This window comes from Kitasatospora sp. NPDC058063, from assembly GCF_042885395.1.
Classification (GTDB): Bacteria; Actinomycetota; Actinomycetes; order Streptomycetales; family Streptomycetaceae; genus Kitasatospora; species Kitasatospora lactacystinica.
On the sequence record NZ_JBHVSD010000020.1, the window covers coordinates 35,422 to 59,389 of the forward strand.

At 75.3% G+C, this 23,968-nt stretch carries 25 protein-coding genes; 15 read left to right on the forward strand and 10 right to left on the reverse strand.

What is annotated here, in order from left to right; translation table 11 throughout:
- Positions 1-58: 58 nt before the first annotated feature.
- Both ACFVUY_RS29595 and ACFVUY_RS29600 read left to right on the forward strand, forming a co-directional pair.
- Positions 59-1,300, forward strand: a complete 1,242-nt coding sequence (locus ACFVUY_RS29595) for an acyltransferase family protein (RefSeq protein ID WP_387735020.1) — start codon at positions 59-61, stop codon at positions 1,298-1,300.
- Complete coding sequence (locus tag ACFVUY_RS29600; protein ID WP_387735023.1) at positions 1,237-1,725, forward strand: hypothetical protein; 489 nt, start codon at positions 1,237-1,239, stop codon at positions 1,723-1,725. The genes ACFVUY_RS29595 and ACFVUY_RS29600 overlap by 64 nt, the downstream gene beginning before the upstream one ends.
- A gap of 135 nt (positions 1,726-1,860) precedes the next feature.
- Here the strand turns inward: ACFVUY_RS29600 and ACFVUY_RS29605 are convergent, their stop codons facing one another.
- Both ACFVUY_RS29605 and ACFVUY_RS29610 read right to left on the reverse strand, forming a co-directional pair.
- Positions 1,861-2,688: an alpha/beta fold hydrolase gene (locus ACFVUY_RS29605; protein ID WP_387735026.1), complete on the reverse strand. Its 828-nt coding sequence runs from the start codon at positions 2,686-2,688 to the stop codon at positions 1,861-1,863.
- A gap of 46 nt (positions 2,689-2,734) precedes the next feature.
- The gene (locus tag ACFVUY_RS29610; protein ID WP_387735029.1) at positions 2,735-3,397 is read right to left on the reverse strand and encodes a DUF4097 family beta strand repeat-containing protein; all 663 of its coding nucleotides are present in this window, start codon (positions 3,395-3,397) and stop codon (positions 2,735-2,737) included.
- A gap of 309 nt (positions 3,398-3,706) precedes the next feature.
- Between ACFVUY_RS29610 and ACFVUY_RS29615 the strand changes: the two genes are divergently transcribed.
- Positions 3,707-4,444 (forward strand): helix-turn-helix domain-containing protein, encoded by a 738-nt coding sequence (locus ACFVUY_RS29615; protein WP_387735303.1) that lies wholly within the window; start codon positions 3,707-3,709, stop codon positions 4,442-4,444.
- A gap of 120 nt (positions 4,445-4,564) precedes the next feature.
- Here ACFVUY_RS29615 and ACFVUY_RS29620 read toward each other — a convergent pair whose 3' ends face one another.
- The 3 genes from ACFVUY_RS29620 to ACFVUY_RS29630 all read right to left on the reverse strand — a co-directional run bounded on the left by ACFVUY_RS29620 (position 4,565) and on the right by ACFVUY_RS29630 (position 6,967).
- Positions 4,565-5,269 (reverse strand): hypothetical protein, encoded by a 705-nt coding sequence (locus tag ACFVUY_RS29620; protein WP_387735032.1) that lies wholly within the window; start codon positions 5,267-5,269, stop codon positions 4,565-4,567.
- On the reverse strand, positions 5,266-5,523 hold the full coding sequence (locus ACFVUY_RS29625) for a hypothetical protein (protein ID WP_387735035.1): 258 nt from the start codon (positions 5,521-5,523) through the stop codon (positions 5,266-5,268). Before ACFVUY_RS29625 ends, ACFVUY_RS29620 begins: the two co-directional genes overlap by 4 nt.
- 505 nt (positions 5,524-6,028) lie before the next feature.
- Positions 6,029-6,967 carry an NADP-dependent oxidoreductase gene (locus ACFVUY_RS29630; protein WP_387735305.1) on the reverse strand — a complete coding sequence of 313 codons (939 nt, stop codon included), beginning with the start codon at positions 6,965-6,967 and terminating at the stop codon, positions 6,029-6,031.
- 136 nt (positions 6,968-7,103) lie between these two features.
- Between ACFVUY_RS29630 and ACFVUY_RS29635 the strand changes: the two genes are divergently transcribed.
- Together ACFVUY_RS29635 and ACFVUY_RS29640 are read left to right on the forward strand one after the other, a co-directional pair.
- The gene (locus ACFVUY_RS29635; RefSeq protein WP_387735038.1) at positions 7,104-7,514 is read left to right on the forward strand and encodes a winged helix-turn-helix transcriptional regulator; all 411 of its coding nucleotides are present in this window, start codon (positions 7,104-7,106) and stop codon (positions 7,512-7,514) included.
- A gap of 116 nt (positions 7,515-7,630) precedes the next feature.
- Positions 7,631-8,020, forward strand: a complete 390-nt coding sequence (locus ACFVUY_RS29640; RefSeq protein ID WP_387735040.1) for a hypothetical protein — start codon at positions 7,631-7,633, stop codon at positions 8,018-8,020.
- Between the two features lie 70 nt (positions 8,021-8,090).
- Here ACFVUY_RS29640 and ACFVUY_RS29645 read toward each other — a convergent pair whose 3' ends face one another.
- From ACFVUY_RS29645 to ACFVUY_RS29655, 3 genes are all read right to left on the reverse strand, one after another.
- Entirely contained in the window at positions 8,091-8,693 is a 603-nt protein-coding gene (locus tag ACFVUY_RS29645) for an AAA family ATPase (RefSeq protein WP_387735043.1), read from the reverse strand.
- 181 nt (positions 8,694-8,874) lie between these two features.
- Positions 8,875-9,408: a DUF6328 family protein gene (locus tag ACFVUY_RS29650; RefSeq protein ID WP_387735046.1), complete on the reverse strand. Its 534-nt coding sequence runs from the start codon at positions 9,406-9,408 to the stop codon at positions 8,875-8,877.
- Between the two features lie 11 nt (positions 9,409-9,419).
- Positions 9,420-10,076 carry a MarR family winged helix-turn-helix transcriptional regulator gene (locus ACFVUY_RS29655; RefSeq protein WP_387735049.1) on the reverse strand — a complete coding sequence of 219 codons (657 nt, stop codon included), beginning with the start codon at positions 10,074-10,076 and terminating at the stop codon, positions 9,420-9,422.
- Positions 10,077-10,124: 48 nt separating this feature from the next.
- Here ACFVUY_RS29655 and ACFVUY_RS29660 point away from each other — a divergent pair, with 48 nt between their 5' ends.
- The 4 genes from ACFVUY_RS29660 to fusA all read left to right on the forward strand — a co-directional run bounded on the left by ACFVUY_RS29660 (position 10,125) and on the right by fusA (position 14,871).
- On the forward strand, positions 10,125-11,114 hold the full coding sequence (locus ACFVUY_RS29660; protein WP_387735052.1) for a DMT family transporter: 990 nt from the start codon (positions 10,125-10,127) through the stop codon (positions 11,112-11,114).
- Positions 11,115-11,183: 69 nt separating this feature from the next.
- Complete coding sequence (locus ACFVUY_RS29665) at positions 11,184-11,741, forward strand: nuclear transport factor 2 family protein (protein ID WP_387735055.1); 558 nt, start codon at positions 11,184-11,186, stop codon at positions 11,739-11,741.
- A 141-nt stretch (positions 11,742-11,882) separates the two neighbouring features.
- Entirely contained in the window at positions 11,883-12,389 is a 507-nt protein-coding gene (locus ACFVUY_RS29670) for a hemerythrin domain-containing protein (RefSeq protein WP_387735058.1), read from the forward strand.
- Positions 12,390-12,753: 364 nt separating this feature from the next.
- Positions 12,754-14,871, forward strand: coding sequence for an elongation factor G (fusA, locus tag ACFVUY_RS29675; protein WP_387735061.1), 2,118 nt, complete (start codon positions 12,754-12,756; stop codon positions 14,869-14,871).
- Positions 14,872-14,991: 120 nt separating this feature from the next.
- Here fusA and ACFVUY_RS29680 read toward each other — a convergent pair whose 3' ends face one another.
- Complete coding sequence (locus ACFVUY_RS29680; protein ID WP_387735064.1) at positions 14,992-15,852, reverse strand: NAD-dependent epimerase/dehydratase family protein; 861 nt, start codon at positions 15,850-15,852, stop codon at positions 14,992-14,994.
- 204 nt (positions 15,853-16,056) lie between these two features.
- Between ACFVUY_RS29680 and ACFVUY_RS29685 the strand changes: the two genes are divergently transcribed.
- From ACFVUY_RS29685 to ACFVUY_RS29695, 3 genes are all read left to right on the forward strand, one after another.
- On the forward strand, positions 16,057-16,701 hold the full coding sequence (locus tag ACFVUY_RS29685; protein ID WP_387735067.1) for a class I SAM-dependent methyltransferase: 645 nt from the start codon (positions 16,057-16,059) through the stop codon (positions 16,699-16,701).
- A 125-nt stretch (positions 16,702-16,826) separates the two neighbouring features.
- Positions 16,827-17,663, forward strand: a complete 837-nt coding sequence (locus ACFVUY_RS29690) for a helix-turn-helix transcriptional regulator (RefSeq protein WP_387735307.1) — start codon at positions 16,827-16,829, stop codon at positions 17,661-17,663.
- 207 nt (positions 17,664-17,870) lie between these two features.
- Positions 17,871-18,776 carry a neutral zinc metallopeptidase gene (locus tag ACFVUY_RS29695; RefSeq protein ID WP_387735070.1) on the forward strand — a complete coding sequence of 302 codons (906 nt, stop codon included), beginning with the start codon at positions 17,871-17,873 and terminating at the stop codon, positions 18,774-18,776.
- A 24-nt stretch (positions 18,777-18,800) separates the two neighbouring features.
- On the opposite strand, the gene ACFVUY_RS29700 is transcribed toward ACFVUY_RS29695, so the two are convergent.
- Entirely contained in the window at positions 18,801-19,826 is a 1,026-nt protein-coding gene (locus ACFVUY_RS29700; protein WP_387735073.1) for a LysR family transcriptional regulator, read from the reverse strand.
- Between the two features lie 67 nt (positions 19,827-19,893).
- Here ACFVUY_RS29700 and ACFVUY_RS29705 point away from each other — a divergent pair, with 67 nt between their 5' ends.
- From ACFVUY_RS29705 to ACFVUY_RS29715, 3 genes are all read left to right on the forward strand, one after another.
- Entirely contained in the window at positions 19,894-20,355 is a 462-nt protein-coding gene (locus ACFVUY_RS29705) for a hypothetical protein (protein WP_387735076.1), read from the forward strand.
- Positions 20,348-21,985: a multicopper oxidase family protein gene (locus ACFVUY_RS29710; protein WP_387735079.1), complete on the forward strand. Its 1,638-nt coding sequence runs from the start codon at positions 20,348-20,350 to the stop codon at positions 21,983-21,985. Before ACFVUY_RS29705 ends, ACFVUY_RS29710 begins: the two co-directional genes overlap by 8 nt.
- A 306-nt stretch (positions 21,986-22,291) precedes the next feature.
- On the forward strand, positions 22,292-23,929 hold the full coding sequence (locus tag ACFVUY_RS29715; protein WP_387735310.1) for an alkaline phosphatase D family protein: 1,638 nt from the start codon (positions 22,292-22,294) through the stop codon (positions 23,927-23,929).
- Positions 23,930-23,968: the final 39 nt, after the last annotated feature.

The window sequence follows — 23,968 nt, forward strand, 5'->3', positions numbered from 1 at the left end:
CCTTCCGGGCGACACCGACAGTGACCCAACTTGACACACAGTCACCTAAGGTCATGTTATGAGTGCACGAAGTGATGCTCTGCTCGTCGGAGAACCGCCACCCCCGCACCGCCTGCCCACCCTCACCGCCCTGCGCTTCGCCGCCGCCCTCGCCGTCTTCCTCTTCCACGTCTTCCTCGTCACCGACCCGCTGCGCCCCGAGGCCCCGCTCGGCTTCTTCGCCGACCCCCGCCTCGCCGCCGCCCTCGCCCACGCCACCTCCAAGGCCGGCTACGCCGGGGTCTCGTTCTTCTTCGTCCTCAGCGGCTTCGTCCTGACCTGGTCCGCGCGGGACGGTGAGCGCCCCGCCGCGTTCTGGCGCCGGCGCCTGGCCCGGATCTACCCCAGCCACCTGGCGATGTGGGCCGCCGCCGCCCTGCTGTTCGCCTGGGCCTGCCCGGTGCGGGTCTGGCTGCCCAACCTTCTGCTGGTGCACGCCTACTCGCCCGACCCGAATATCAACTCGGGTATGAACATGCCCAGTTGGTCGCTGTGCTGCGAGGTCCTGTTCTACCTGCTGTTCCCGCTCCTGCACCGCGCCGTACGGTGTCTGCCCGAACGCGCCCTGCGCCCGGCCCTGGCTGCCGTCCTGCTGGTGGCCGCGGCCGTCGCGGGAGCCGACGCGGCCCTGCTGCCGTCCCATCCCCGCATCCCCCAACTGCCGGTCTCGCTCGACCAGTTGTGGTTCGGCTACCTCTTCCCGCCGGCCCGGCTGCCGGAGTTCGTCCTGGGCATGCTGCTGGCCCGGGCCGTCGCCGCCGGTCTCGCCCCGCGCATCCCCCTCGCCCCCGCCGCCCTCCTCGTCGCGCCCGCCTACGCGCTGGCCCTCACCGTCCCCTCGCCCTACGACTTCGTCCTGCCGATGGCCCTGCCGATCGCCCTGGTCATCTGCGCGGCCGCCCACCACGACCTGCGCCGCGGCGCCCCGCGCCCCGCGCCGCGCCGCCCGGCCCAGTGGCTGGGCGGCGTCTCCTTCGGCTTCTACCTCTGCCAGGGCGTCGTCCTCTTCCACGGCCGCCCCCTCGTCCTCGGCGACCGCACCTACCCGACCCCGGTCGCGGTCCTGCTGACGCTCGCCGCGTTCGCCGCGACCCTGGCCGCCGGGGCCCTCCTCCACACCCTGGTCGAACGCCCGGCGGTACGGCACCTCGCCCGCCGCCGCGGCCCGGCGGGGGGAGGCCCGGATAGGCTCCGCCCATGTCGAGCCGGCACCGATCGAGGGGATTCACCGCCGCCCAGCTCTCGGTCGTCGACGAGCTGAGCACCCTCCCGTTTCCCGAGCGGGAGGCCCGGCCGGGGACGGACCGTCGATGGGGCGGGCCCGGACACCACGTGGCCGTGCTCAGGGAGAGCCGGGACTTCTGGGACGACCGCGGCGAGGAGACCGTCGCGGCGGCCGAACAGGAGCTGGAAGCCGATCTCCTCGCGCTGGCGGCCGTTCTGGCCGACCGTTGGGGAGATCCGGCGACGGTCGACCTGCGGCCGTATCTTGGGTTCGACGACCCGGATCCCGCCTCGGCGGCCCCGGAGCCGCTGGGCTTCCTGTGCAACGTCGCCGCCACCATGCGCGTGTGGTGGCTGCCGTCCGGCGGCCGTTGGCTCGCGCTGGCCGTCGGCCAGGCCGATCCGGAGTTCCCGTTCGAGCTGCTGGCCGCCGTCGGCGAGGAGTCCTCGCTCCCGCGCTGAGCCGCGGCACGCACGGCCGCCGTTGCGGCGGGCCGCCCGGTGCCGGCAGGTGCCGCCCGGTGCCGCCCGGTGCCGGCAGGCGGTGCAGGTGGTGCAGGCGGTGGTTGGTGGCGGAAGGTGCGGCTGCGGGGGCCGTCAGTGGCCGGGGGTGGGCCGGTCGAGGGCGGCGACCTCGCGGACGGCGTCGGCGATGGCCCGGAAGTCCTTCCTCAGGATCGCGCCGTGGTTGCTGGGGACCTTCGCGCTGATCCCGATGTGCGGGTTGCGCTCGGTCACCGCGGGCAGGGCCGCGCGGATGATCTCCTGCTCCTCGCCCTTGCTGCCCAGGGAGACCCCCGAGGCGACCACGTACCGGGTCGGGACGGTGACGGCGTCCAGCACCGGGCCCAGCGCTCCGGCGCTGCCGATCCTGCCGAGCTCGATGTTGCAGTCGGACATCTGCCGGTGGGTCATCCGCGGGGTCAGGCCGGTGGGGCGCATCAGCGCCATGAGCGGCGCCCACTGCCGGAACTGCCTGCGGATGCGCTGCTCCATCTCCTCGGTGAGCCAGTCGTAGGGCTGCGCGCCGTCGACCAGGACGGCGCCGACGGTGCGCCGCGGGTTGCGCGAGGCCTGGTGCGCGCCGAGGAACGCCCCGTAGGACCAGCCCACCAGCAGGGCCCGTTCGACGCCGCGGGCGGTGAGGACGGCGTCGATGTCCCGGACGGCGGCCTCGAAGGAGTAGTCCGCGGAGCGCTTCGACCGGCGGCCGCGGGCCCGCTCGTCGTAGGTGATGTGCCGGAACCGCGGGCCGAGTTCGGCGATGACGCGGCGCCAGCGGCCCTGGGTGGCGAACTGGCCGTTGAGGTAGAGCACGGGCAGGCCCGGGCCGCCGGTGTCGGTGACGGCGAGGGCGGTGTCGTCGACCGGCAGCATGCCGGTCCACGGGCTCGGACGGGTGGTGGGTGCGGTGTTGCCGGTCATGGTGTCCCCCTGGAGCTGGACGGTGTCGGCCCGGGCGGGGCCGGGGTCAGAGACTGCGGGCGGTGATGTCGCCGTGGGAGGTGGTGGCGCGGATGTCGAGCACGGTGGTGCCGTCGTTGCGCAGGGCGTTGGCGATGCGGCCGTGGCCGGTGCCGGCGTCCAGGGCGGCCGAGGCGCCGGCGGCGGCGCCGACGGTGATGCTCCCGGCCTGGGTGGTCAGCTCGACGGTGCCGCGCCGGGCCTCGGTGATCCGGATGTCGCCGCGGGTGGTGGCGATCCGGGCGGGGCCGGTGAGCCGGCCGACCTCGATGTCGCCGTCGACGGCGGTCAGGTCCAGGCTCGCGGCCTCGTCGACCTTGGTGGTGCGGTACGCGCCGTCGAAGGCGACGTCGCCGAGGCGGCCGACGACGCGCAGTTCGGCGGCGGCCTTGCCCCGGACGGCGGAGCCGGCCGGCAGCTGGACGGTGACCTCCAGGGAGCCGGTGGGGCCCAGGAGCTGGTGCCCGGCCGCGGCGGTGGTGATCCGCAGGACGCCGTCGGCGAAGGCGACGGCGGTGCGCTCGGCGGCCTGGACGTCGCGGTTCTTGCCGGCCTCGGCGGGCCGGACCTCGACGGTGGTGTCGCCGCGCTCGGCGGCGATGAACCGGACGCTCCCGCCGGGGATGTCCAGGACGACGGTGATCGGGGCGGAGGTGTCGAACTTCTGCATGGTGCGCTCCTGGGTGGATGCGGGCTCGGGCCCGGTTCCGGGCCTGCCCCGTCGGCGTTTCCGACATTGGAAACGCTACGTTGCTTTCAAGATCCCGGCAACTAGTTCGTTGCGTCAAAACGGCGTAGTCACAGGTGAATGGCGGGAAACTGTTGCAACGGGTGTGTCGGTGAACGCAACGGTGACCGTTGCGACCATTGCAATGGGTGAAAGGTGAACGCTATGGTGGGGCCGACCGGTGACCCCACCGGTCGGCACGCCGCGAACCATGCCGCGAACCGCGCGGCGACGACCACCGAGGAGAACGCGATGCCCGGAGGCAGGCTCACCCAGCAGGAACGCCGGCAGATCGCGCTGGGGCTGGCCGACAGCCTCCCCTACGCCGAGATCGCCCGGCGCCTGGACCGCCCCACCTCCACCGTCACCCGCGAGGTGATGCGCAACGGCGGCCCCCTCGCCTACCGCGCCGACCTCGCCCACCGCGCCACCGAACACCGCGCCCAGCGTCGCCGGCCCGCCACCCCCGGCGCACAGCACTCCGGCCCGCAGCCCCACGGGCGCGACAGCGAGGCCGTGGCCGCCTACGAGGAACAGCTCACCACCGTCCTGATGGGCTCGGGCCTCAACCGGATGGGGGCCCGGGTGATCACCTGCCTGTCCACCACCGACGCGGGCAGCCTCACCGCCGCCGAACTCGCCCAGCGCCTGCAGGTCAGCCCGGCCTCCGTCTCCAAGGCGATCGCCTTCCTGGAGAGCCAGAGCCTGGTACGCCGCGAACGCGACGAACGCCGCCGCGACCGCTACATCGTCGACGACGAGCTCTACTACCAGGCCGTCATCGCCAGCGCCCGCGCCAACGACCGGGTCATCGAAGCCGCCCGCCAGGGCGTCACCGTCCTCGGCCCCGGCACCCCCGCCGCCGTCCGCCTGGAGAACATCGCCCGCTTCCTCGACTTCATCAGCGAGAGCATCGTGCGCGCCGCCGACCAGGCCCGCGAAGTCCTCCACACCAAGCCGGCCTCCACAGCGGGCAAGGAACCGGAGTAGGAAGCCGGAGTAGGAAGGCGGAGTGGGAAGCCGGAGTAGGAAGGCGGAGTGGGAAGCCGGAGTAGGAAGGCGGAGTGGGAAGCCGGACCCGCCGACCTCCCACTCCGCGGCCGTGAGGGGTCAGGCCGCCGGGCGCAGGACGGCCTTCTCGATCGTCCGGATCCGCCGCCACGTGTACACCCACGCGTCGATGTCCCGCACCCCGCAGATCTGCAGATAGTGCCGCACCTTCTCCATCTGCGGAAGGGACGCGGCGTTCAGCATGTCGGAGATCGTGCTGCGCCGCAGGACCTTGCCGTACGCCGTGTGCCGCTGCCGGTGCAGCCTCTCGCTGCGCTCCTCCAGCCGGCGCAGCGACGGCTCGCCGGCCCAGACCCTGACGTCCTCCAGGCCCGCGACGAACTCCCGCACGGTGGAGAACAGCACGGGGTCGGGTTCCCCCGCGGCCGGGACCGGCACGCGCCAGTCGGGGGCGGGGCGCTCGTCGGGGACGTGCCCGGCAGCGGCGGCGCGCTCGGCGGCGGGGCGCTCGGCAGCGGTGCGCCGAGCAGCGGAACGGGCTTCCTCGGCCGCATCACGGTGGAGGAGCAGGATGTGCTGCTGGTCGCGACTGCTCACGCCCATCCCGTCCAACAGTGCTTTCAGCGCCCGCTCCGAGGGAAGCAGCTTCCCCGTGAGCATGCTGCTCGCGGTGGTGACCGACAGGCCGCGCCCTCTGACGATCGAGCTCAGGGGCGGCATACCTGTCAGCAGGCGCTGTTGCCGCAGCTCGGCGACGAACCGGGCGCGGGCGGACGGGTTCTCCGCGTGAGCCGGCGTGCTCATCGCCGCCCCCGGGCGGCTGTGCCGGCGACCGCCCGGGGCCGCCGGCCCAGCGAGCCGGAGGCCTCGACCGAGGCGGTGACGACGACGGTGACCAGCGCCTCGACGGTGTATCCGAGGACGATCAGGGCGATGACGCCGGCCAGGGCGATCGCGAGGAACGCCGCGGACAGCGCGGCGCGCCGCAGGTCGTGGCTCTCGGCGTACTGGGCGGGCGGCGGTGTGCGCCGCACCGCGCAACGGAGCTCGAACAGCACAGTGATCCCTTTCTGAACTCTCAACCCGGACGTGGGGATTGCCGTCCCCTGGGCCGCCCGGCGGGCGGCTGGGTCAGATCATGCGCGGGCCGCGAAGGCCGGTGCAAGTTCGTGTCCGCGGGCGCTGCCGGAAGCAACACGGCTTCGGAAGAGGTGATGTGACGGGCTTTCGGGACACGTTCGGACACCGCCGCGCCGGCACCGGGGTCCACGTGTCCGGGGTCGTCCGAAGCCGTCCGCGTGCCTGCGGGCGCGGTCGCGGGATCACGCCTGGTCGGGGCGGTCGGGCGTCCGAAGGCGTCCGGGACTGTCCGAAGTCGTCCGGTCGGCTTGGTCGGAGCCCCGCCGGCTGCCACAGTGCAACCCGAGAGCCCTTCCCCTCAACCCGGACGGTCTCCCCGGGCGGAGCGCTGTTGCCGCAGTCCCGCCGTGACGCGGATCACATCGAAGAAGGCCTGCCCCGTAACGGGAGCAGGCCTTCTTTCCGTTCCCCGGGGGCAGCGGTTCAGGGGGTGAGGACCAGTCGGCCGCGCAGGCCTCCCGTTTCCAGGCGGCGGTGGGCGTGGGCGGCGCGGGTCAGGGGGAGGGTGTCGGCGACCCGCAGGGTGAGGCGGCCGTCGGCGGCGAGGGCGCAGAGGCGGGCGAGGGCGGGGCCGTCGGCGGTGATCCACACGTTGGCGACCCGGATGCCGCGCAGGGCCGGCGGGGCGCTGCCGGCCGCGACCGCGACGAAGGCGCCGCGACCGCGCACCGCGCCCAGCGCCCGCACGCCCAGCAGGGCGGCGTCGATCGCGCCGTCGATCCCGCCGGGCACCGACTCCCGTACGGCGGCGGCCGCATCGGGCGCCGTGCGCGGCACGAACCACTCGGCGCCCAGCCCGCGCACCAGCCGCTCGTCGCCCTCCCCGGCCAGTGCGACCACCCGCAGGCCGCGCAGGACGGCCAGTTCGACGGCGAAGCCGCCGACCGCTCCCGCGGCGCCGGTGACCAGGACGGTGGAGCCGGCCGGAAGGTCGAGCAGGTCCAGGGCCTGCAGCGCGGTGAGGCCGTTCAGCGGCAGCGTCGCGGCCTGCGCGAGGGTGGCGCCCGCCGGGGCGGGGGCCAGGGTGTCCGCGTCCAGGACGACCTGGTCGGCGTAGGTGCCGAGGTCGGTGTCCAGGCGGTCGCGCAGGCCCACCACCGGCTGTCCGGGGGCGAATCGCGTCACGCCGGGGCCGACGGCGTCCACCGTCCCGGCCACGTCCCAGCCGATGCCGGTCACCGCCCGGGGCGCCATCAGCCCGGCCCCGGCGAGCACCCCGGAGCGGGTGACCGCGTCCACCGGGTTGACCCCGGCCGCCGCCACCCGCACCCGCACCTGCCCGAGGCCCGGCTGCGGCAGCGCCACCTCCACCAGCTCCAGCACCTCGGGACCGCCGAACTCCCGCACCACCACGGCACGCATCGCACCCACACCCCTCACGCCTCGGCTCGCGCCATCGGCTCACGCATCGGCAACTCCACCCAACCTAAGGAGAGTTACTCTCCATGAGGAAGGACGCACCCGAAGGTGCGTACCGTACGGAAAGGAGAGTGGGCCGGTGCCCACCACGACCGCCGCCCAGCGCCGCGCCGCCGAGGCCGCCGACTACGACGCCTACCTCGCCGAGTGCCCGGCCCGCCAACTCCTCGACCGGATCGGCGACAAGTGGGCCAGCCTCGTCGTCAACGCCCTCGCCGACGGACCGCTGCGCTACAGCGGCCTGCGCCGGCGCCTGGCCGGGGTGAGCGAGAAGATGCTCACCCAGACCCTGCGCGCCCTGGAACGCGACGGCCTGGTCGGGCGCACCGTCACCGCCGGGGTGCCGGCCCGCGTCGACTACGCGCTCACCGCGCTCGGACGCGACCTGCTGCCGCTCGTGCGGCAGATCAAGGCCTGGGCCGAGTGCCACATGCCGCAGGTGCTCGCGGCGCGCGCCGCGTACGACGACGGGCGCCAGGCGCCGGACTGACCCGGGGGATCGGGACGGTCCGGGCGCAACCTCCGGCGGGGCGGCTCGTTGGGCGTACGGGTCGAACCGACGGCCGGGGGTGCGAGCGCGCCCGGCCCCGACGGATGGGGACGTTCATGACCGACACCGACACCGCCGCGGAATTCGCGGTCCGCAGCGGCAGCCCGGACTCCGCGGTGGACCGGGTGGCCGACTTCTACGGCGCCTACATCGACGCCGTCTCCGACGGCACCGACGACCTGGGCGACCAGTTGCGCTCCCACTACCTCACCGAGGACTTCCGTCAGCGGCTGGCGGCCTGGGAGGAGGCCAACCACGCCGACGGCGTGCTGCGCGCCCAGGACGTACCCACCCGCTGGGAGGTGCGCCACCACGACTCGGGCGCCGGGCACCTGTTCACCACCGTCACCCTGACCTGGGGCACCGGCCCCGACGCCGGGCACACCCGGCTGGCGGTGCAGAGCGACCTGAGTACCAGGCTGATCTCGGACATCGAGGAGGGCTGACCGGGGCCGCCGGGCCGCCCGGCCCGCCGCCCCGGCCCGCCGGGCGCCCGTCCCGCCGTCCCGGCCGCTGTCACGCCAGGGCGGCGGCCAGGCGCTCGGGCAGGGTGGCGTACGGGCGGCAGTCGACCACGGGCAGCGCGTGGGCGCGGGCCTGGCCGGCGAGCCAGCTGCTGTAGCGGGCGCTGACGGCGGCGCGCTCGGGCTGCGGGCCCGAACCGGGTTCGCGGTCGGCGTAGTTGGCGCCGATGCGCCGCGGGTCGTCCTCGTGCAGGAAGACCGCGCGCACGCGCCGGCCCTGCCCGGCGGCCTCGGCAACGGCGCGGGCGGCGGCGGCCGGGGTGAGGTAGTCGCCCTCCACGATCGCGGGCACGTCCACGGTGAGCCGGTTGCGCACGACGCCCAGCAGCGCGTCGTCCAGGGCGCGGGCGGTGGCGATCTGGAGCTCCAGGACGCGGTCGGCGGGCAGCGCGTCGGGGTCGGGCACGGTGGCGAAGTGGTGCAGGCCGGGGTGGCCGGCGGGGGTGGTGGCGGCCTGGAGGGCGGCCACGACGTCGTCGAACTCGACCACGAACGCGCCGTGCCGGGCGGACAGGCGGGCGGCGGCGCGGCTCTTGCCGATGCCGGACGCGCCGCCGATCAGCAGGACGTCCCACGGGCTTTCGTCGGTATGCATACCGGCACGGTAAGCGGTCCGGGGTGCGGGTGGGCTCCGTGGGGTGGGGGAGGCGGCCCGGCGGGCGCCTCCCGGCCCGGCCCCCGGCGCCCGGCAGCCGGCCCCGGCCCGGTCCGTGGTCCGCCGCCCGTACAACTCCGCTGCGGGCGGCGGCAGCGGAGTTGCACGGGCGGCGGTCGGGTCAGGTCCGGTGGTGGGTGGCGGAGCGGCGCACCGCCCAGGGCAGGACGAACCACAGCACGGCGAAGACCAGCGCGATGGCGCAGGTGATCGGCACCGCCAGCACGGTGCCGAGGACGACGTCGAGGACCAGCAGCACGGCGCCGGTCAGCGCGCAGGCGAGCAGCAGCAGGCCCACCTGGGCGATGCGGGCGGAGACGTCGACGATCCGCGCCTTGCGGGGGTGGCGGTACAGGCCGCGGTGCAGGGCGACGGGGGTGGCCAGGACGGCCGAGGAGACGACCGACAGCAGCAGGGTGACGATGTAGATGTCCTGCTGGGCGTCGGTGAGTTGGGGGAAGCGCGGGGTGAAGGCGATGCTGAGCAGGAACGCGAAGACGATCTGCACGCCGGTCTGGAGCACCCGCAGCTCCTGGAGCATCTCCACCAGGCGCCGGGCGGCCCGCACGTCCGGGTTCCGCCAGCCGGGCGGGGGAGCGGAGGAGTGCCGGTGGTGCGGCGGCGGGGCGTCGGGCGGGGGAGTCTCGCTGGCCATGCGTCAGCTTCTCACGGCCCGCCGTCACCGCCCCGCTCCGTACGGCCCGCGTCCCCGGGGCCCCCGGCGCGGCTTCCACCGGTGCGGCTTCCACCCGCGTCCCCGGTGCCGTCCAGGCGGTGCTGCCAGGCGGTGAGCAGGCCCTGCAGGGCTGCGGCCTCCTCGGTGCTCAGGTGCGCCAGCAGGCGGTGCTCGTTGCGCAGGTGGGCGGTGAACGCCTCGTCGAACAGACGCCGGCCGGCGTCGGTGAGGGCGACCACGCGCCCGCGCCGGTCGTCCACGGCGGGGCGGCGGGTGACCAGCCCGGCGCGCTCCAGCCGGTCGATCCGCTTGGTCATCGCGCCGGTGGTCACCATCGTGTGCGCGGCCAGCTCGCCCGGGGCCCGCTCGTACGGGGCGCCGGCGCGGCGCAGCGCGGCGAGCACGTCGAACTCGCCCTCGCCCAGGCCGTAGCGCTGGTAGACGAGGGTCAGCTCGGCGGTCAGGCGGGCGGCGAGGCGGTGCAGGCGCCCGATGACGGCCAGCGGGGAGACGTCGAGGTCGGGGCGCTCGCGCCGCCACGCGGCCTGGATCTGGGCGACGTGGTCCGGGGACCGCTCCTCGTGCCGCTCCTCGTGCCGCTCCTCGTACCGCTCTTCGTACCGGTCCTCGTGCTGGTCGGGCTCCATGGAGACCACCCTACGCCAGTAGCTTCCCAGGAAGCTATATTGCCTTCCATGGAAGCCACCAAACGCTGGGTGCTGCTCACCGCCCTCGCCCCCGTCGCCTGGGGCGCCAACTACTGGGTCACCCACGCCCACCTGCCCGCCGACCGCCCCCTGTGGGGCGCCGCCCTGCGCGCCCTGCCCGCCGGACTGCTGCTGCTCGCCCTCGCCCGCCGCCGCCCGCACGGCGCCTGGTGGTGGCGCAGCGCCCTGCTCGGCCTGCTCAACACCGCCGCCTTCTTCGTCCTGCTCTACCTCGCCTCCCAACTGCTGCCCACCAGCGCCGCCGCCACCCTCATGGCCGCCTCCCCGCTGGCCCTGCTGCTCACCGCCTGGGCGCTGGCCGGGCAGCGGCCGCGCCGCGCGCACCTGGCGGGGTCGGTGGTGGGCCTGGCCGGGGTCGCCCTCGCGCTGGCCGGAACGGGGGAGGGGATCGGCTGGGCCGGGCTGGCGGCCTCCGCGGCCGCGATGCTCGTCTCCTCCGTCGGCTACGTGCTGGCGGCCCGCTGGCGCGAGGGCGCCGACCCGCTCACCGCCACCGCCTGGCAGCTGACCGCCGGCGGCCTGGTGCTGCTGCCGCTCGCCGCCGCCGCCGAGGGCGCGCCCCCGCCGGCGGACGGGCCCACCCTGCTCGCCTTCGGCTACACCACCGTGGTCGCCACCGCGCTCGCCTTCACCTGCTGGTTCGCCGGGCTGCGCCATCTGCCGGCCGGCACGGTGGGCCTGCTCGGACTGCTCAACCCGCTCACCGGCGTGCTGCTGGGCACCGCGCTGGACGGCGACCCCTTCGGGGTGCGCCAGGGCGCGGGACTGGCGCTGGTGGTCGCCGGCATCCTGCTCGGGCGCCCGCGCGCCGGCGCGGCCGCCGAACCTGCCGCCGAGCCCGAGCCCGAGCCCGAGCCCGAGCCCGGTCCCGCGGACGAGTCCGATCCCGCCGCCGATCCCGCCGCCGGGCGGGCCCGCCGGACTCCGGACCGGAACCTTGATCTCAAGTCGACTTGAGGTCCTAGTCTCCGGGGTGCGCGACCGGACCGGACGCGACACGCACAGCGATCCCGAGGAGCCAGGGCCATGACCACCATCACCACCACCGCGAACCTCGCCGCGCTCGAACAGCGGATCCAGGTCCTCACCGACCGCGCCGACATCACCGGCCTCATCGACGGCTACCTGCTCAGCCTCGACACGGTGCCCCGCGGCGGCGGGCGGTTCGACGAGGCGTGGGCGCGGCGCTACTTCACCCCCGACGTGCGGATCACCACGCCGGTGGGGGACCACGAGGGCATCGACGGGCTGGCCGAGTCCGAGCAGGCGACCCTCGGGAAGTTCGAGCGGACCCAGCACGTGGGCGCCAATCACATGATCGACCTGGACGGGGACCGGGCCGCGGTGCGCTGGAACGCCGTCATGGCGCACGTCCACCTCGCCTCGACCCAGCAGGCGCGCGGCGAGGAACCCGGCGGCCACTTCGACGTCGGCGGCACGTTCACCGGCGAGGCGGTGCGCACCCCCGACGGCTGGCGCCTGCGAAGCCTCGACGTGCGGGCCGTGTGGACGAGCGGCAGGGGTCCGCTCGTCCTGACCCCGAAGGCCGGGGCGACCCTGCGCGACCTCGCCGGCGGAGCGTGACGGCGGCCCCGGGACACCACCCGGGGCGCAGGAGCCCCGCTTGCCCTCCGGCCGGGGCACGTGATCCGATGGCGCGAGCATCGCGTGCCGGTGACGGACTGCGTCAGGCATGGAGGTGCGGAACCGAAGGGACCGCCACCCGTGGCCTCCCCCTCCACCGGCCGTACGGCCGCCCTCAGCCTGCAACTCTCCCGCGCGCACCAGGACTTGCGCCGCCGCCTCGCCGACCTGCGCACCAATCTCGGCCGGCCCCGCCGCCCGGACGACGACAGCGGACTCCTCACCCACTGCCTGGCCTTCTGCACCGCCCTGACCAACCACCACCAGGGCGAGGACACCGGCCTGTTCGCCCAACTCCTGCACGAACGCCCCGACCTGGCGCCGACCATCGGCAAACTCGTCGAGGACCACGGCTTCATCACCCACATCCTCACCCGGGTGCGCCACCTCGCCGACCGGGCCGCCGAAGCCGTCGTCCAGGGCGCCACCGGCGCCGACCTGGAGGCGATCGGGCGCGAACTCGACGGACTCGCCGCCATCATGGACTCCCACTTCGCGTACGAGGAACGCGCCATCGGCGCCGCCCTGGACGCCGGGGTGCGCGACGACGGCTGGTCGGAGCCGGTCCTGCGCTTCCGGGCGCCGTAGGACCCGGGCCGTAAAACCCGTCGCACCGGCCGGCCCGCCTTCCCTACACTCGCCACGCGGCCGCGCCCCGACGCGCGGCCCGAGACGACGACCGTGACGGACGAGACCGGGAAAGGGGGCGGGCGGCCATGCCGAAGCAGAGCGCCGCCGCCCCCTCTCCCGCGTCGCGGTACGAGGTGATTTTGGTGTCCCCGGCCTCCCGGTGCCCGCTGCGCGGCCGGCACCGGAGCAGTGCCGCCACCGTCTGACACCGGCCTGTCCGGCCGTAGTCCCATTCCGTGGTCATGAATCCGACGATCCGTCGGCACTGCTGGAATCGCGCGCCCACCCCACGAGCAGAACCGCCTCGAAAGGCACCCGGGCCATGCGCACCCACACCACCACCCGCAGCACCGCCACCCGCAGCACCGCCACCGGCACCACCGTCGCCCGCAGCACCGCCGCCGCCGCGACCGCCGGCATCGCCGCCGTCCGCAACCTCGGCATCCTCGCCCACGTCGACGCCGGCAAGACCACCGTCACCGAGCGGATCCTCTACCTCACCGGCACCACCCACAAGCGCGGCGAGGTCCACGACGGCACCACCGTCACCGACTTCGACCCCCAGGAGCGCGACCGCGGCATCACCATCTTCGCCGCCGCCGTCAGCTGCGCCTGGGCCGGGCACCGGATCAACCTCATCGACACCCCCGGCCACGTCGACTTCGCCGACGAGGTCGAGCGCTCCCTGCGGGTGCTCGACGGCGCGGTGGCGGTGTTCGACGCGGTCGCCGGCGTCGAGCCGCAGAGCGAGTCGGTGTGGCGCCAGGCCGAACGCCACGGCGTGCCGCGCATCGCCTTCGTCAACAAGCTCGACCGCGCCGGCGCCGACCTGGACGCCGCCGTCGCCGCCATCCGCGAACGCCTGCATCCGCGCCCGCTGGCCGTCCACGTGCCCATCGGCGCCGAGGAGTCGTTCACCGGCGTCGTCGACCTGGTCGGCCTGCGCGCCCTCACCTGGGACGACGACGGCACCCTGCACGAAGGCCCGGTCCCGGCCGGCCTCGAAGCCGTGGCGGCCGAGCGCCGCCGCGCCCTGGAGGAGGCGGTGGCCGAACTGCACCCCGAGGCCCTGGAGGAGTTCTGCGCCCGCGCCACCCTGGGCGCCGACACCCTCACCGCGGCCCTGCGCGACCTCACCCGCACCGGCGAGGTGGTCGTGGTGCTGTGCGGCTCCGCCTACCGCAACCGCGGCATCGAACCCCTCCTGGACGCCGCCGTCGCCTACCTGCCCTCCCCGCTCGACGTCCCGCCCACCCGCTCCGCCGACCGCGCCCAGCAGCGCGACCCCGACCCCGAACAGCCCCTGACCGCCCTGGCGTTCAAGGTCACCTCCGCCCCGACCGGGCGCCTGACCCACCTGCGCCTGTACGCCGGAACCCTCCACAAGGGAGCCACCGTGCTCGACACCGCCACCGGCCGCCGCGAGCGCGTCGCCCGCATCCTCACCGTCCTGGCCGACCGCCACACCGAGACCGACAGCGCCCGGGCCGGCGACATCGTCGCCGTCGTCGGCCCCAAGCACACCCGCGTCGGCGCCACCCTGTGCGACGCCGAGCACCCCATCGTCCTGGAGGCCCCCGTGAGCGCCGAACCGGTCGTCACCGTCGCCGTCGAGGCCCGCCGCGCCGCCGACACCGACAAGCTCGCCGCCGCCCTCGCCCGCCTGGCCGAGGAGGACCCCTCGCTGCGCGTGGCCACCGACCCCGAGACCGGCCAGCGCACCCTGTCCGGCCTGGGCGAACTGCACCTGGAGGTCGCGGTGGAGAAGGTCCGGCGCGAGGCCGGCGTGGAGGCGGTCGTCGGGCGCCCGCGCGTCGCGCTGCGCGAGGCCCTCACCGAGGGCGTCACCGGCTTCACCTACCGGCACGCCAAACAGGACGGCGGCGCCGGGCAGTTCGCCCACCTCGTCCTCGACGTCCACCCCCTGCCGGCGGGCACCGAGGGGGAGTTCGCGTTCACCTCCACCGTCACCGGCGGACGGGTGCCGCGCGAGTACGTGCAGGCCGTCGAGGCCGGCTGCCGCGACGCCCTGGCCGAGGGCCCGCTCGGCGGGCACCCGGTCACCGGCGTCGCCGTCACCCTCACCGACGGGGCCACCCACCCCAAGGACTCCTCCGAGCTCGCCTTCCGCACCGCCGCCTGCCTCGGCCTGCGCGAGGCCCTGCGCGCCTCGCGGATGCACCTGCTGGAACCGCTGGCCGAAGTGAGCGTCACCGTGCCCGAGGACGCCCTCGGGACCGTCCTGGGCGACCTCGCCGCCCGCCGCGGCCACGTCCGCTCCACCGAACCCGGCCACGGCGCCACCGCCCGGGTCGGCGCACTGGTGCCGCTGGCCGAACTGTTCGGCTACGCGGGCCGCCTGCGCGGCCGCACCCAGGGCCGCGGCACCTTCACCACCCGCCCGGCCGGCTACGCCCCCGCGCCCACGCCGGTCGGCTGAGCGGCACTGACCGGCTGTGCGGCGCCGCCCGGCTGAGCGGCGCGGGCCGGCTGTGCGGCGCGGGCCGGCTGTGCGGCGCCGCCCGGCCCTCCCCGTACCGGGAGGGCCGGGCGGCGTCCGCTACAGCGCCCCGGCGTCGGCCGCCGCCCACGCCGACGGGTACAGCGGACGCCAGCCCAGCTCCCGGCGCGCCGCCGCCGTGGACACCTGTCCCTCCCACGGGTCGAACGGCTCGAACGGCTCGGCCGGTGAACTGCCGGGGTGCGTCCGGCCGTTGAGCGCGTACAGGTCCCAGGCCGTCAGTGGCGCGTCGTCGCCGACGTTGTACGTGCGCCCCTCGATGCCGGGCGTCACCACCGCGCGCCACAGCGCCCGCGCCACGTCCGCGTGGTGCACCACCGCCAGGCGCTGGTGCGCGGGCCAGTTCGCCGCCCAGTGCAGCGACTGCGCCAGGTGCGGATCGCCCTGCCCGTACACGAACGCCAACCGGGCCACCACCAGCGGAAGTTCGTCCCCCAGCGCGCGCAGCCCCGCCTCGGCCTGCGCCTTGGACGCCGCGTACACCCCCCATGCCGGATCCGGTGCGAGCCGGTCGCCCTCCACGGCGGGGCGCCCCAGCCCCCGCCCGTACACCAGGTTCGTACTGGTGTGGACGAACCGCCGCACTCCGGCCTTCGCCGCCTCCCGCCCCAGGGCGACGGCCGCGTCCCGGTTGACCGCCCACGCCGCCTCGTCCGGCACCCCGCGCAGCGCCGCCGCCACGTTCAGCACCACCTCGGCGCCCTCCAGCGCCCGCGCCCGGTCCGCCTCCTCGCACAGGTCGCCGACCACCACCTCCACCCCGTCCAGGTCCCGCGCCTTCGCGGCGTCCCGCACCAGCACCCGCACCGAGGACCCGTCCGCCTCCGCCCACCGCACCAGCCGCGGCACCAGCCTGCTGCCCACCGAACCCGTCGCGCCCGTCACCAGGATCGTCGCCATCGTCCGCCTCCTCCAGGAGAGTTGATCACCTTCGACACCCACCACCCTGCCCGCGCCCCGAGCGGTGCGGCAGAGACCTCCCGATCCAGGGACCGCCGATCCCTGGCTGGGGGCCCGGGCGCTCGCACGGCCCCGGGCGCAGGCCCGGCCGGGGCCGGGTGAAAAGCGGTCGCGCTCCCGGCGGGCGCGCCGTAGCGTGCGCGTGTGGACGACGAGGATCCGAAGGAAGTGGTCCGGCGCGGGTACGACGTGCTGTCGGAGCACTACGAGCGGGCGTTCGGCAGCGGGACGAAGTACGGACCGTGGATCGAGGATCTGCTCGGCCGGCTCCCCGGGGCCGCGACCGTCCTGGACATCGGGTGCGGCACAGGGGTTCCCGTGGCCCGGTCCCTGGTCGCGGAGGGTCACCGGGTGACGGGGGTCGACATCAGCGAGGTCCAGGTCCGCAGGGCCCGGCAGCTCGTGCCGGGCGCCGACTTCATCCGCGCCGATGCCACGACCGTGGAGTTTCCCCGCGGCCGCTTCGACGCCGTCGTCTGCCTGTACGCCCTGATCCATGTGCCGGTGGAGGAACAGCCGGCCCTGCTGGAGCGGATCGCCCACTGGCTGCGGCCGGGAGGCTGGTTCCTGAGCACCACCGGGCACCGGGCCTGGACCGGGACCGACGAGAACTGGCTCGGCGGCGGGGCCGCGATGTGGTGGAGCCACGCCGACGCCGCCACCAGCCGCGGGTGGCTCGTGAGCGCCGGCTTCGACGTGGTCCACGAGGAGTTCGTGCCCGAGGGCGACAGCGGCCACGTCCTGTTCCGGGCCCGGCGCCGCGGACACCCACCGCACGCCGACGGGTGACGGTGTCCCCGCCCGTGCGGGCCGGCGCGGGCCGGACGGGCGCGGCACCGGGGGGCCGCGTCCGCGAGCCGGGGACCGCCGGTCCCTGGTGGCGGCGGGCGCCGGCGGGCCATGCTGGGGGCATGATCGACCGAGCGGCACTGGCCGACTTCCTCACCCGCACCCGGGCCCGGCTCACCCCCGCCGACCTGGGGCTGCCGCCCGGGGTCCGGCGGCGCACACCGGGGCTGCGCCGCGAGGAGGTGGCGCAGGTGGCGGGGCTGTCGGTGGACTACTACGCGCGCCTGGAGCAGCGGCGCGGCCCGCAGCCCTCGCCGCAGCTGCTCGCCGCGCTGGCGCGGGCGCTGCGGCTGAGCGAGGACGAGCGCGACCACCTGTTCCGCCTCGCCGGGCACGAGCCGCCGCGCCGGCACGGCCCGCTCGGGCACGTGCGGCCGGGGCTGCTGCTGATCCTGGACCGGCTGCACGACACGCCCGCCCAGGTCGTCTCCGACCTCGGCGACGTCCTCGCGCAGAACCCGATGGCCACCGCCGTCTTCGGCGACGTCACCGCCCTGGCGCCCGAGCGGCGCAACCTGCTGCTGCGCTGGTTCACCGAACCGGGCGTGCGGGCGCTGTTCCCGCCCGAGGACCACGAGGACCTCGCCCGCGCCCACGTCGCCTCCCTGCGCGCCGCCCGCACCGCCCGCCCCGGGGACCGGCGCGCCGCCGAACTGCTGGAGCAACTCCTCGCCAGCGGCGAGGAGTTCGCCTCCTGCTGGGAGCGCCACGAGGTCGCCCGGCGGCGCAGCGGCCGCAAGCGGGTGCTGCACCCGGTGGTGGGGCCGCTGGAGCTGGAGTGCGAGGTGCTGGCCGCCGGCGGCGAGGACCAGCTGCTGCTGGTGCACACCGCCGCGCCGGGCGGCGAGTCGGCCTCCCGCCTGGAGCTGCTGCGCGTCGTCGGCGCCCCGGCGCCCGCCTGACCGTGCCCGCCCGACCGTGCCCGGGCCGCCGGGGCGGGGCCGCGGTGCGAACCGGGGCGGGACCGGCGGCGGCGCGGACCGGGGCGGGGCAGCCGGGACCCGCTGCGGCGCGATCCGGGGCGGGGCCCGTAGGCTGGGCCGGGCCGTCGACGGTACAGACCGTCACCAGTAGGGCGGAACGCGACAGAAACGGGCAGGCAGGGGCACATGCAGTTCGACGACCAGGGCGACCTCGACACCTCGCAGGTGGACGACCGGCGCGGCATCCCGGGCGGGAAGATCGCCATCGGGGGCGGGGCCGTGGGCCTGATCGCGGTGCTGTTCGCCGTCGTCCTCGGGGTCGACCCGCAGCTGCTGGGCCTGTCCTCCGGCTCCGGCTCCTCCTCCAATTCCTCCGGCGTGCGCACCGCCGGCGAGGCGCAGCAGGCCTGCAAGACCGGGGCGGACGCCAACAAGCGCCAGGACTGCCGGATCGTGGCGGTCACCAACAGCCTCCAGGAGTTCTGGCGCACCGAGCTGCCACGCGCCGCCAAGGTCCCGTACAAGAACGCCGAGACGGTGCTGTTCACCGGTCAGGTCTCCACCGCCTGCGGGGCGGCGACCTCGGCGGTGGGCCCGTTCTACTGCCCCGGCGACAAGAAGGCCTACGTCGACCTGGGCTTCTTCAACGAGCTGTCCGCCCGCTTCGGCGCCAAGGGCGGCCCGTTCGCCGAGTCCTACGTCGTCGCCCACGAGTACGGCCACCACATCCAGAACCTCACCGGCGCCATGCAGAAGGTCGGCAACGACCGCCAGGGCGCCTCCAGCGGCTCGGTGCGCCTGGAGCTGCAGGCCGACTGCTACGCCGGGGTGTGGGCGCACCACGCGACGACCACCCCGCAGCCCTCCACCGGCCGTCCGCTGATCGCCTCGCTCACCGACCAGGACATCGCCCAGGGCCTGGACGCGGCGGCGGCGGTCGGCGACGACCGGATCCAGCAGCAGGCCACCGGGCGGATCAACCCGGAGGCCTGGACGCACGGTTCCGCCGAGCAGCGCAAGGCCTGGTTCACCACCGGCTACCGCGGCGGCGACTTCGCCCAGTGCGACACCTTCTCGGCCGCGAAGCTGTAGCGGCGCCGAACCGGCGGGCGGCCGTCAGAAGCCGCCGCCCGCCCGCCCGCCGCCGTCCGCCTGCCCGCCGCCCGCTGCCTGCCCGCCGCCCGTTGTCCGCCCGCCGCCCGCCCAGTCCCAGCCCGTGATCGCCTCGCGCAGCAGCCGGGCGCCGGCGGGCAGGCGGGCCCGCGCGTCCCAGAACAGGGTCAGGGAGCGCCGGCAGTCGGGGCTGTCGACGCCGACCCACACCAGCGGCAGGCGGGTGGCGGTGCGCCGGGCGACGGCGGGCACCAGGCCGATGCCCAGGCCCGCGCTGATCAGTTCGGCGATGGCGCCGGCCTCGTCGCTCTCGCAGACGATCCGCGGCACCAGCCCGCGGGCGGCGAACAGCCGGTCCAGCAGGCGGCGTTGCCAGTGGCCGGGGCGGGCGGCGATGAACGGGCGCTCGGCGAGCTCCTCGACGCCCACCGAGGTGCGGCCGGCCAGCGGGTCGCCCACCGGGACGGCCAGCCCCACCTCCTCGTCCAGCAGCGGCACCGACTCCAGGCCCTCGGCGGCGACGGGCTGGGAGAAGACGGCGAGGTCGACGTCCTGGGCCCGCAGCCGCCGCGCCGCCTCCTGCGCGGGCAGCTGGTGCAGCTCGATCTCCACCCCCGGGTGGCCGCGCTTGAACGCCGCCAGCGGCCCGCTGAAGGCCAGGAACGTCTCCGAGGCCAGGCGCACCGTGCCCAGTCCCTGCCCGGCGGCCTCCGCCACCGCCCGTCGGCCCGCCTCCAGTTCGCCGAGCGAACGCTCCGCGTAGCCGCGGAACAGGTGCCCGGCCGCGTTCAGCCGCAGCCGCCCGCCCCGCTCGAACAGCGGGGTGCCCAGCTCGGCCTCCAGCCGGGCGATGGAGCGGCTCAACGACGGCTGGGCGACGCGCAGTTCCTCGGCGGCCCGGCTCAGGTGCTCCAGCCGCGCCACCGTCAGGAACTGCGCGAGCGTGTTCAGGTCCACCGGCGCCCCCATGCCCGAGGCGTCATAACGCCATAGCAATATTGATCTTAGACAGGATAACCGGACGGTCATAGCGTCATGGGCGGGGCCGCGCACCGGCACACGGCGCGGCCCGGCAACGGTTCGAGGAAGGACGCCCATGGCCATCGCCGCCGACAGGACCCCACCGGAGCCGAAGGCCCGGTCCGCCGCGGGGGAGCGGACCGGGCCCGCCGGACGGACCCTGCGCGCCCTGGCCGCCGCCCACACCGCCGCCGTCTTCGGCCAGCCCGTCTTCGCCGGCGTCTACCTCAGCGGCGACTACGACGCCCTCACCTGGCACGCCACCGGCGCCAACGTCGTCACCTCCCTCGGCTACCTCCAGCTGATCGCCGCCCTCGTGGTGTGGATCCGGCTGCGCCGCGGCTGGCCGGCGGCCGCCACCCTCGCCGTCGTCGCGGCCGAGACCGTCCAGTACTTCGCCGGACGCGACGGCGCCCTGTGGCTGCACCTGCCCCTGGGCGTGGCCACCATCGCCGCCACCGTCGTCCTCACCATCGCCCTGTGGCGCACCCCGCTGCCCGCGCGCCTCGCCGCCCGCCGGGAGGACGACCGTGACTGAACCCCGCCCCGGCCGCCCGCTCGGCCTGACCCGCCGTCAGATCCTCGGCATCGGCGGCGCGTTCGGCCTGCTCACCACCACCGGCCTCGCCACCGCCGCCACCCTCGCCCGCCACCCCGCCACCACCGGCGCCCAACTGCGCAGCACCGCCGCCCTGCCACCCCCCTACCGGGTGCCGCTGCCGCTGCCCGCCGTCGCCAGGCCCCTGTCCACCGACGGCGGAGCCGACCGCTACGAGATCGTCCAGCGCGAGACCGACGCCGAGATCCTGCCCGGCCTCACCACCCGGCTGTGGACGTACGGCGGCACCTTCCCCGGCCCCACCGTCGAGGCCCGCCGCGGCCGGCCCGTCACCGTCACCCACCGCAACGAACTGCCGGTACCCACCGTCGTCCACCTCCACGGCGGGCACACCCCCGCCGACTCCGACGGCTACCCCACCGACCTCGTCCTGCCCGCCGGCTGGCCCGAGACCCCCCACGTCATGCCCGGCATGCAGGACGCGCACGGCATGGGCGGCACGGGCGGCGCCATGACCGACCCCCGCGCCGTCACCAGCCGCCGCACACGCGACTACACCTTCCCCAACGACCAGCGCCCCACCCTGCTCTGGTACCACGACCACCGCATGGACTTCACCGCCCCCGCCCTGTGGCGCGGCCTCGCGGGCCTGCACATCGTGCGCGACGACACCGAGGACGCCCTCGGCCTGCCCGCCGGCCCCCGCGAGATCCCGCTGATGATCACCGACCGCGCCTTCGCCGCCGACGGCGCCCTGACCTACCCCTCCCTCGACCCCACCCTGCGCGAGCGCCCCGGCGTCACCGAACCCCACCTCGCCGGCGTCCTCGGCGACGTCGTCCTCGTCAACGGCGCCCCCTGGCCCGTCCACGAGACCGACGCCGCCCGCCACCGCCTGCGCCTGCTCAACGCCTCCAACGCCCGCCACTACGAGATCGAGGCCCGTACCGAGGACGGCCGCCGCCTCGACCTCGTCCAGGTCGGCGCCGACCAGGGCCTGCTCGCCACCCCCGTCACCCACCGCTCCCTGCCCCTGGCCCCCGCCGAACGCCACGACCTCGTCGTCGACTTCGCCGCCGCCCCCGTCGGCTCCCTGGTCCGCCTCGTCAACCGCCTCGGCACCGGCCGCACCCGCGACATCATGGCCTTCCGCATCACCCGCCGCCCCGCCGCCGACGACAGCCGCATCCCACCCGTCCTGTCGACCGACCTGCCCGACTGGAACCGCCAGGACGCCGTGCGCACCCGCGACTTCGCCTTCCGCGCCGGCCGCATGAACGGCGGCCACGGCTGGCTGATCGGCGGCCGCCCCTTCGACCCCGCCCGCACCGACGTCACCGTCCCCCTCGGCGACACCGAGATCTGGCGCCTGATCGCCGACGTCCACCACCCCGTCCACCTCCACCTGGTGGGCTTCCGCATCCTCACCCGCGGCGGCAAACCCCCGCTGCCCCACGACGCCGGCCTCAAGGACACCGTCTCGCTGCGCCCGGGGGAGTCCGCGGAGATCATCACCCGCTTCGACGGCTACCGCGGCCGCTACCTCTTCCACTGCCACAACGCCGAGCACGAGGACATGGGGATGATGGCCAACCTGGAAGTCGTCTGACGCGCCGTCCCTGGCCCGCGCGCCCTTGACCCGCCCATTGCGCGGGCCGCACCCACCGGGCCTACGGGCGGGCGCCGGGGCCCGCGGGATGCGTGGCAGGGCCGGTCGGGGTCGGTCGGTGCCGGGCGGGACGTGGCGAACGCGACCGGAATACGGCCCTCCGTCCGGTTCGCGGCGAAGTGCCGGACCTTCACCGCTCTCCCACCGGATGATCACTCTGCTGCCGTGATCCCGACCCCCGCCGTACGGGGCGGTCCACTCCAATTCCCTTCGCACACCCCCGAGCTGCGAAAGGCCACCACGCCGATGACCCGCCCCGCCGACCACCCCACGCCCGACCGGATGCTGCGCGAGGCCGCCGCCCGCCTGGACCGGCGCCGCTTCCTGACCGTCACCTCGGCCGCCGCCGCGCTCGCCTTCGGCGTCAACCTGCCCTCCGCGCACGCCGCCGACAACGAGATCGCCCCGCGCGCCATCGGCGACAACCCCTTCACCCTCGGCGTGGCCTCCGGCGACGCCACCCCCGAGGCCGTCGTGCTGTGGACCCGCCTGGCCCCGCGCCCCCTGGAGCCCGGCGCCGGCCTGCCGCCCACCGGCTCGGTCAAGGTCGGCTGGGAGATCGCCCGCGACGAGAAGTTCCGCCGCGTCGAACGCCGCGGCACCGCCCGCGCCCACGCCGAGTTCAACTACGCCCTCCACATCGACGTCGACGACCTCGACGCCGGACGCGAGTACTGGTACCGCTTCACCGTCGGCCCCTGGTCCAGCCCCGTCGGCCGCACCCGCACCGCCCCGCCGCGCGGCCGCAGGCTCGACAGCGCCCGCATCGCCTTCGTCTCCTGCCAGGCCTACGAGGACGGCTACTTCACCGCCTACCGCCACCTCGCCAACGAGGACCTGGACGCCGTCTTCCACGTCGGCGACTACATCTACGAATACGGCATCGACGCCGCCGGCGGCGACCGCAAGTACACCGACCGCACCCTCGCGGCCCACTTCAACCACGAGACCACCACCCTGGAGGACTACCGGCTGCGCTACTCCCTCTACAAGAACGACCCCGACCTCCAGGCCGCGCACGCCGCCCACCCCTGGTACGTCACCTGGGACGACCACGAGGTGGAGAACAACTACGCCGCCGGCATCCCGGAGAAGAACCAGGACCCGGCCCCCTTCGTCGCCCGCCGCGCCGCCGCCTACCGCGCCTACTGGGAGAACCAGCCGCTGCGCATGCCCCAGCCGCACAACACCGAACTGACCCTCTACCGGCGCGTCCACTACGGCCAGCTCGCCCAGTTCGACATCCTCGACACCCGCCAGTACCGCGACGACCAGGCCAACGGCGACGGCTGGCAGTACCCCACCCCGGAGTCCGACGCCGCCGGGCGCACCCTGATGGGCGCCACCCAGGAACGCTGGTTCGCCGAGGGCCTGCGCCGCTCCAGGGCCACCTGGAACGTCGTGCCCCAGCAGGTCGTCTTCTCCCGCCGCAAGAACACCACCGCCGAGCGCTCCAAGCTCTCCATGGACGCCTGGGACGGCTACCCGGCCGCCCGCGAGCGCTTCCTGCAGGCCGTCGACCGCTCCGGCGTCAAGAACCTCGTGCTGCTCACCGGCGACGTGCACGTGGCCTACGCCCTGGACGTCAAGCGCAACTTCGACGACCCCAACTCCCGCACCGTGGGCGTGGAGTTCGTCGGCACCTCGATCAGCAGCGACGGCGACGGCGAGGAGAAGCCCTCCAACTGGAACAACCTCATGTCGGCCAACCCGCACATGAAGTTCTACGACGGGCGCCGCGGCTACACCGTCCTCACCCTGGACCGCCACCGCGCCCGCGCCGACTACCGGGTGGTCTCCCACATCACCCGCCCCGGCGGCACCCTGTCCACCGCCGCCTCCTTCACCACCGAGGCCGGCAATCCGGGCATCCGCCCCGCCTGACACCCGCACCGCGCCGAACACCCCGGCCCCGCCGCTTCG

Bases quoted from the DNA above. Each gene is read 5' to 3' on its own strand.
- ACFVUY_RS29595 (WP_387735020.1), top strand. From the start codon at position 59: ATGAGTGCACGAAGTGATGCTCTGCTCGTCGGAGAACCGCCACCCCCG.
- ACFVUY_RS29600 (WP_387735023.1), top strand. From the start codon at position 1,237: ATGTCGAGCCGGCACCGATCGAGGGGATTCACCGCCGCCCAGCTCTCG.
- ACFVUY_RS29605 (WP_387735026.1), bottom strand. From the start codon at position 2,688: ATGACCGGCAACACCGCACCCACCACCCGTCCGAGCCCGTGGACCGGC.
- ACFVUY_RS29610 (WP_387735029.1), bottom strand. From the start codon at position 3,397: ATGCAGAAGTTCGACACCTCCGCCCCGATCACCGTCGTCCTGGACATC.
- ACFVUY_RS29615 (WP_387735303.1), top strand. From the start codon at position 3,707: ATGCCCGGAGGCAGGCTCACCCAGCAGGAACGCCGGCAGATCGCGCTG.
- ACFVUY_RS29620 (WP_387735032.1), bottom strand. From the start codon at position 5,269: ATGAGCACGCCGGCTCACGCGGAGAACCCGTCCGCCCGCGCCCGGTTC.
- ACFVUY_RS29630 (WP_387735305.1), bottom strand. From the start codon at position 6,967: ATGCGTGCCGTGGTGGTGCGGGAGTTCGGCGGTCCCGAGGTGCTGGAG.
- ACFVUY_RS29640 (WP_387735040.1), top strand. From the start codon at position 7,631: ATGACCGACACCGACACCGCCGCGGAATTCGCGGTCCGCAGCGGCAGC.
- ACFVUY_RS29645 (WP_387735043.1), bottom strand. From the start codon at position 8,693: ATGCATACCGACGAAAGCCCGTGGGACGTCCTGCTGATCGGCGGCGCG.
- ACFVUY_RS29650 (WP_387735046.1), bottom strand. From the start codon at position 9,408: ATGGCCAGCGAGACTCCCCCGCCCGACGCCCCGCCGCCGCACCACCGG.
- ACFVUY_RS29655 (WP_387735049.1), bottom strand. From the start codon at position 10,076: ATGGAGCCCGACCAGCACGAGGACCGGTACGAAGAGCGGTACGAGGAG.
- ACFVUY_RS29660 (WP_387735052.1), top strand. From the start codon at position 10,125: ATGGAAGCCACCAAACGCTGGGTGCTGCTCACCGCCCTCGCCCCCGTC.
- ACFVUY_RS29665 (WP_387735055.1), top strand. From the start codon at position 11,184: ATGACCACCATCACCACCACCGCGAACCTCGCCGCGCTCGAACAGCGG.
- fusA (WP_387735061.1), top strand. From the start codon at position 12,754: ATGCGCACCCACACCACCACCCGCAGCACCGCCACCCGCAGCACCGCC.
- ACFVUY_RS29680 (WP_387735064.1), bottom strand. From the start codon at position 15,852: ATGGCGACGATCCTGGTGACGGGCGCGACGGGTTCGGTGGGCAGCAGG.
- ACFVUY_RS29695 (WP_387735070.1), top strand. From the start codon at position 17,871: ATGCAGTTCGACGACCAGGGCGACCTCGACACCTCGCAGGTGGACGAC.
- ACFVUY_RS29700 (WP_387735073.1), bottom strand. From the start codon at position 19,826: ATGACCGTCCGGTTATCCTGTCTAAGATCAATATTGCTATGGCGTTAT.
- ACFVUY_RS29705 (WP_387735076.1), top strand. From the start codon at position 19,894: ATGGCCATCGCCGCCGACAGGACCCCACCGGAGCCGAAGGCCCGGTCC.
- ACFVUY_RS29715 (WP_387735310.1), top strand. From the start codon at position 22,292: ATGACCCGCCCCGCCGACCACCCCACGCCCGACCGGATGCTGCGCGAG.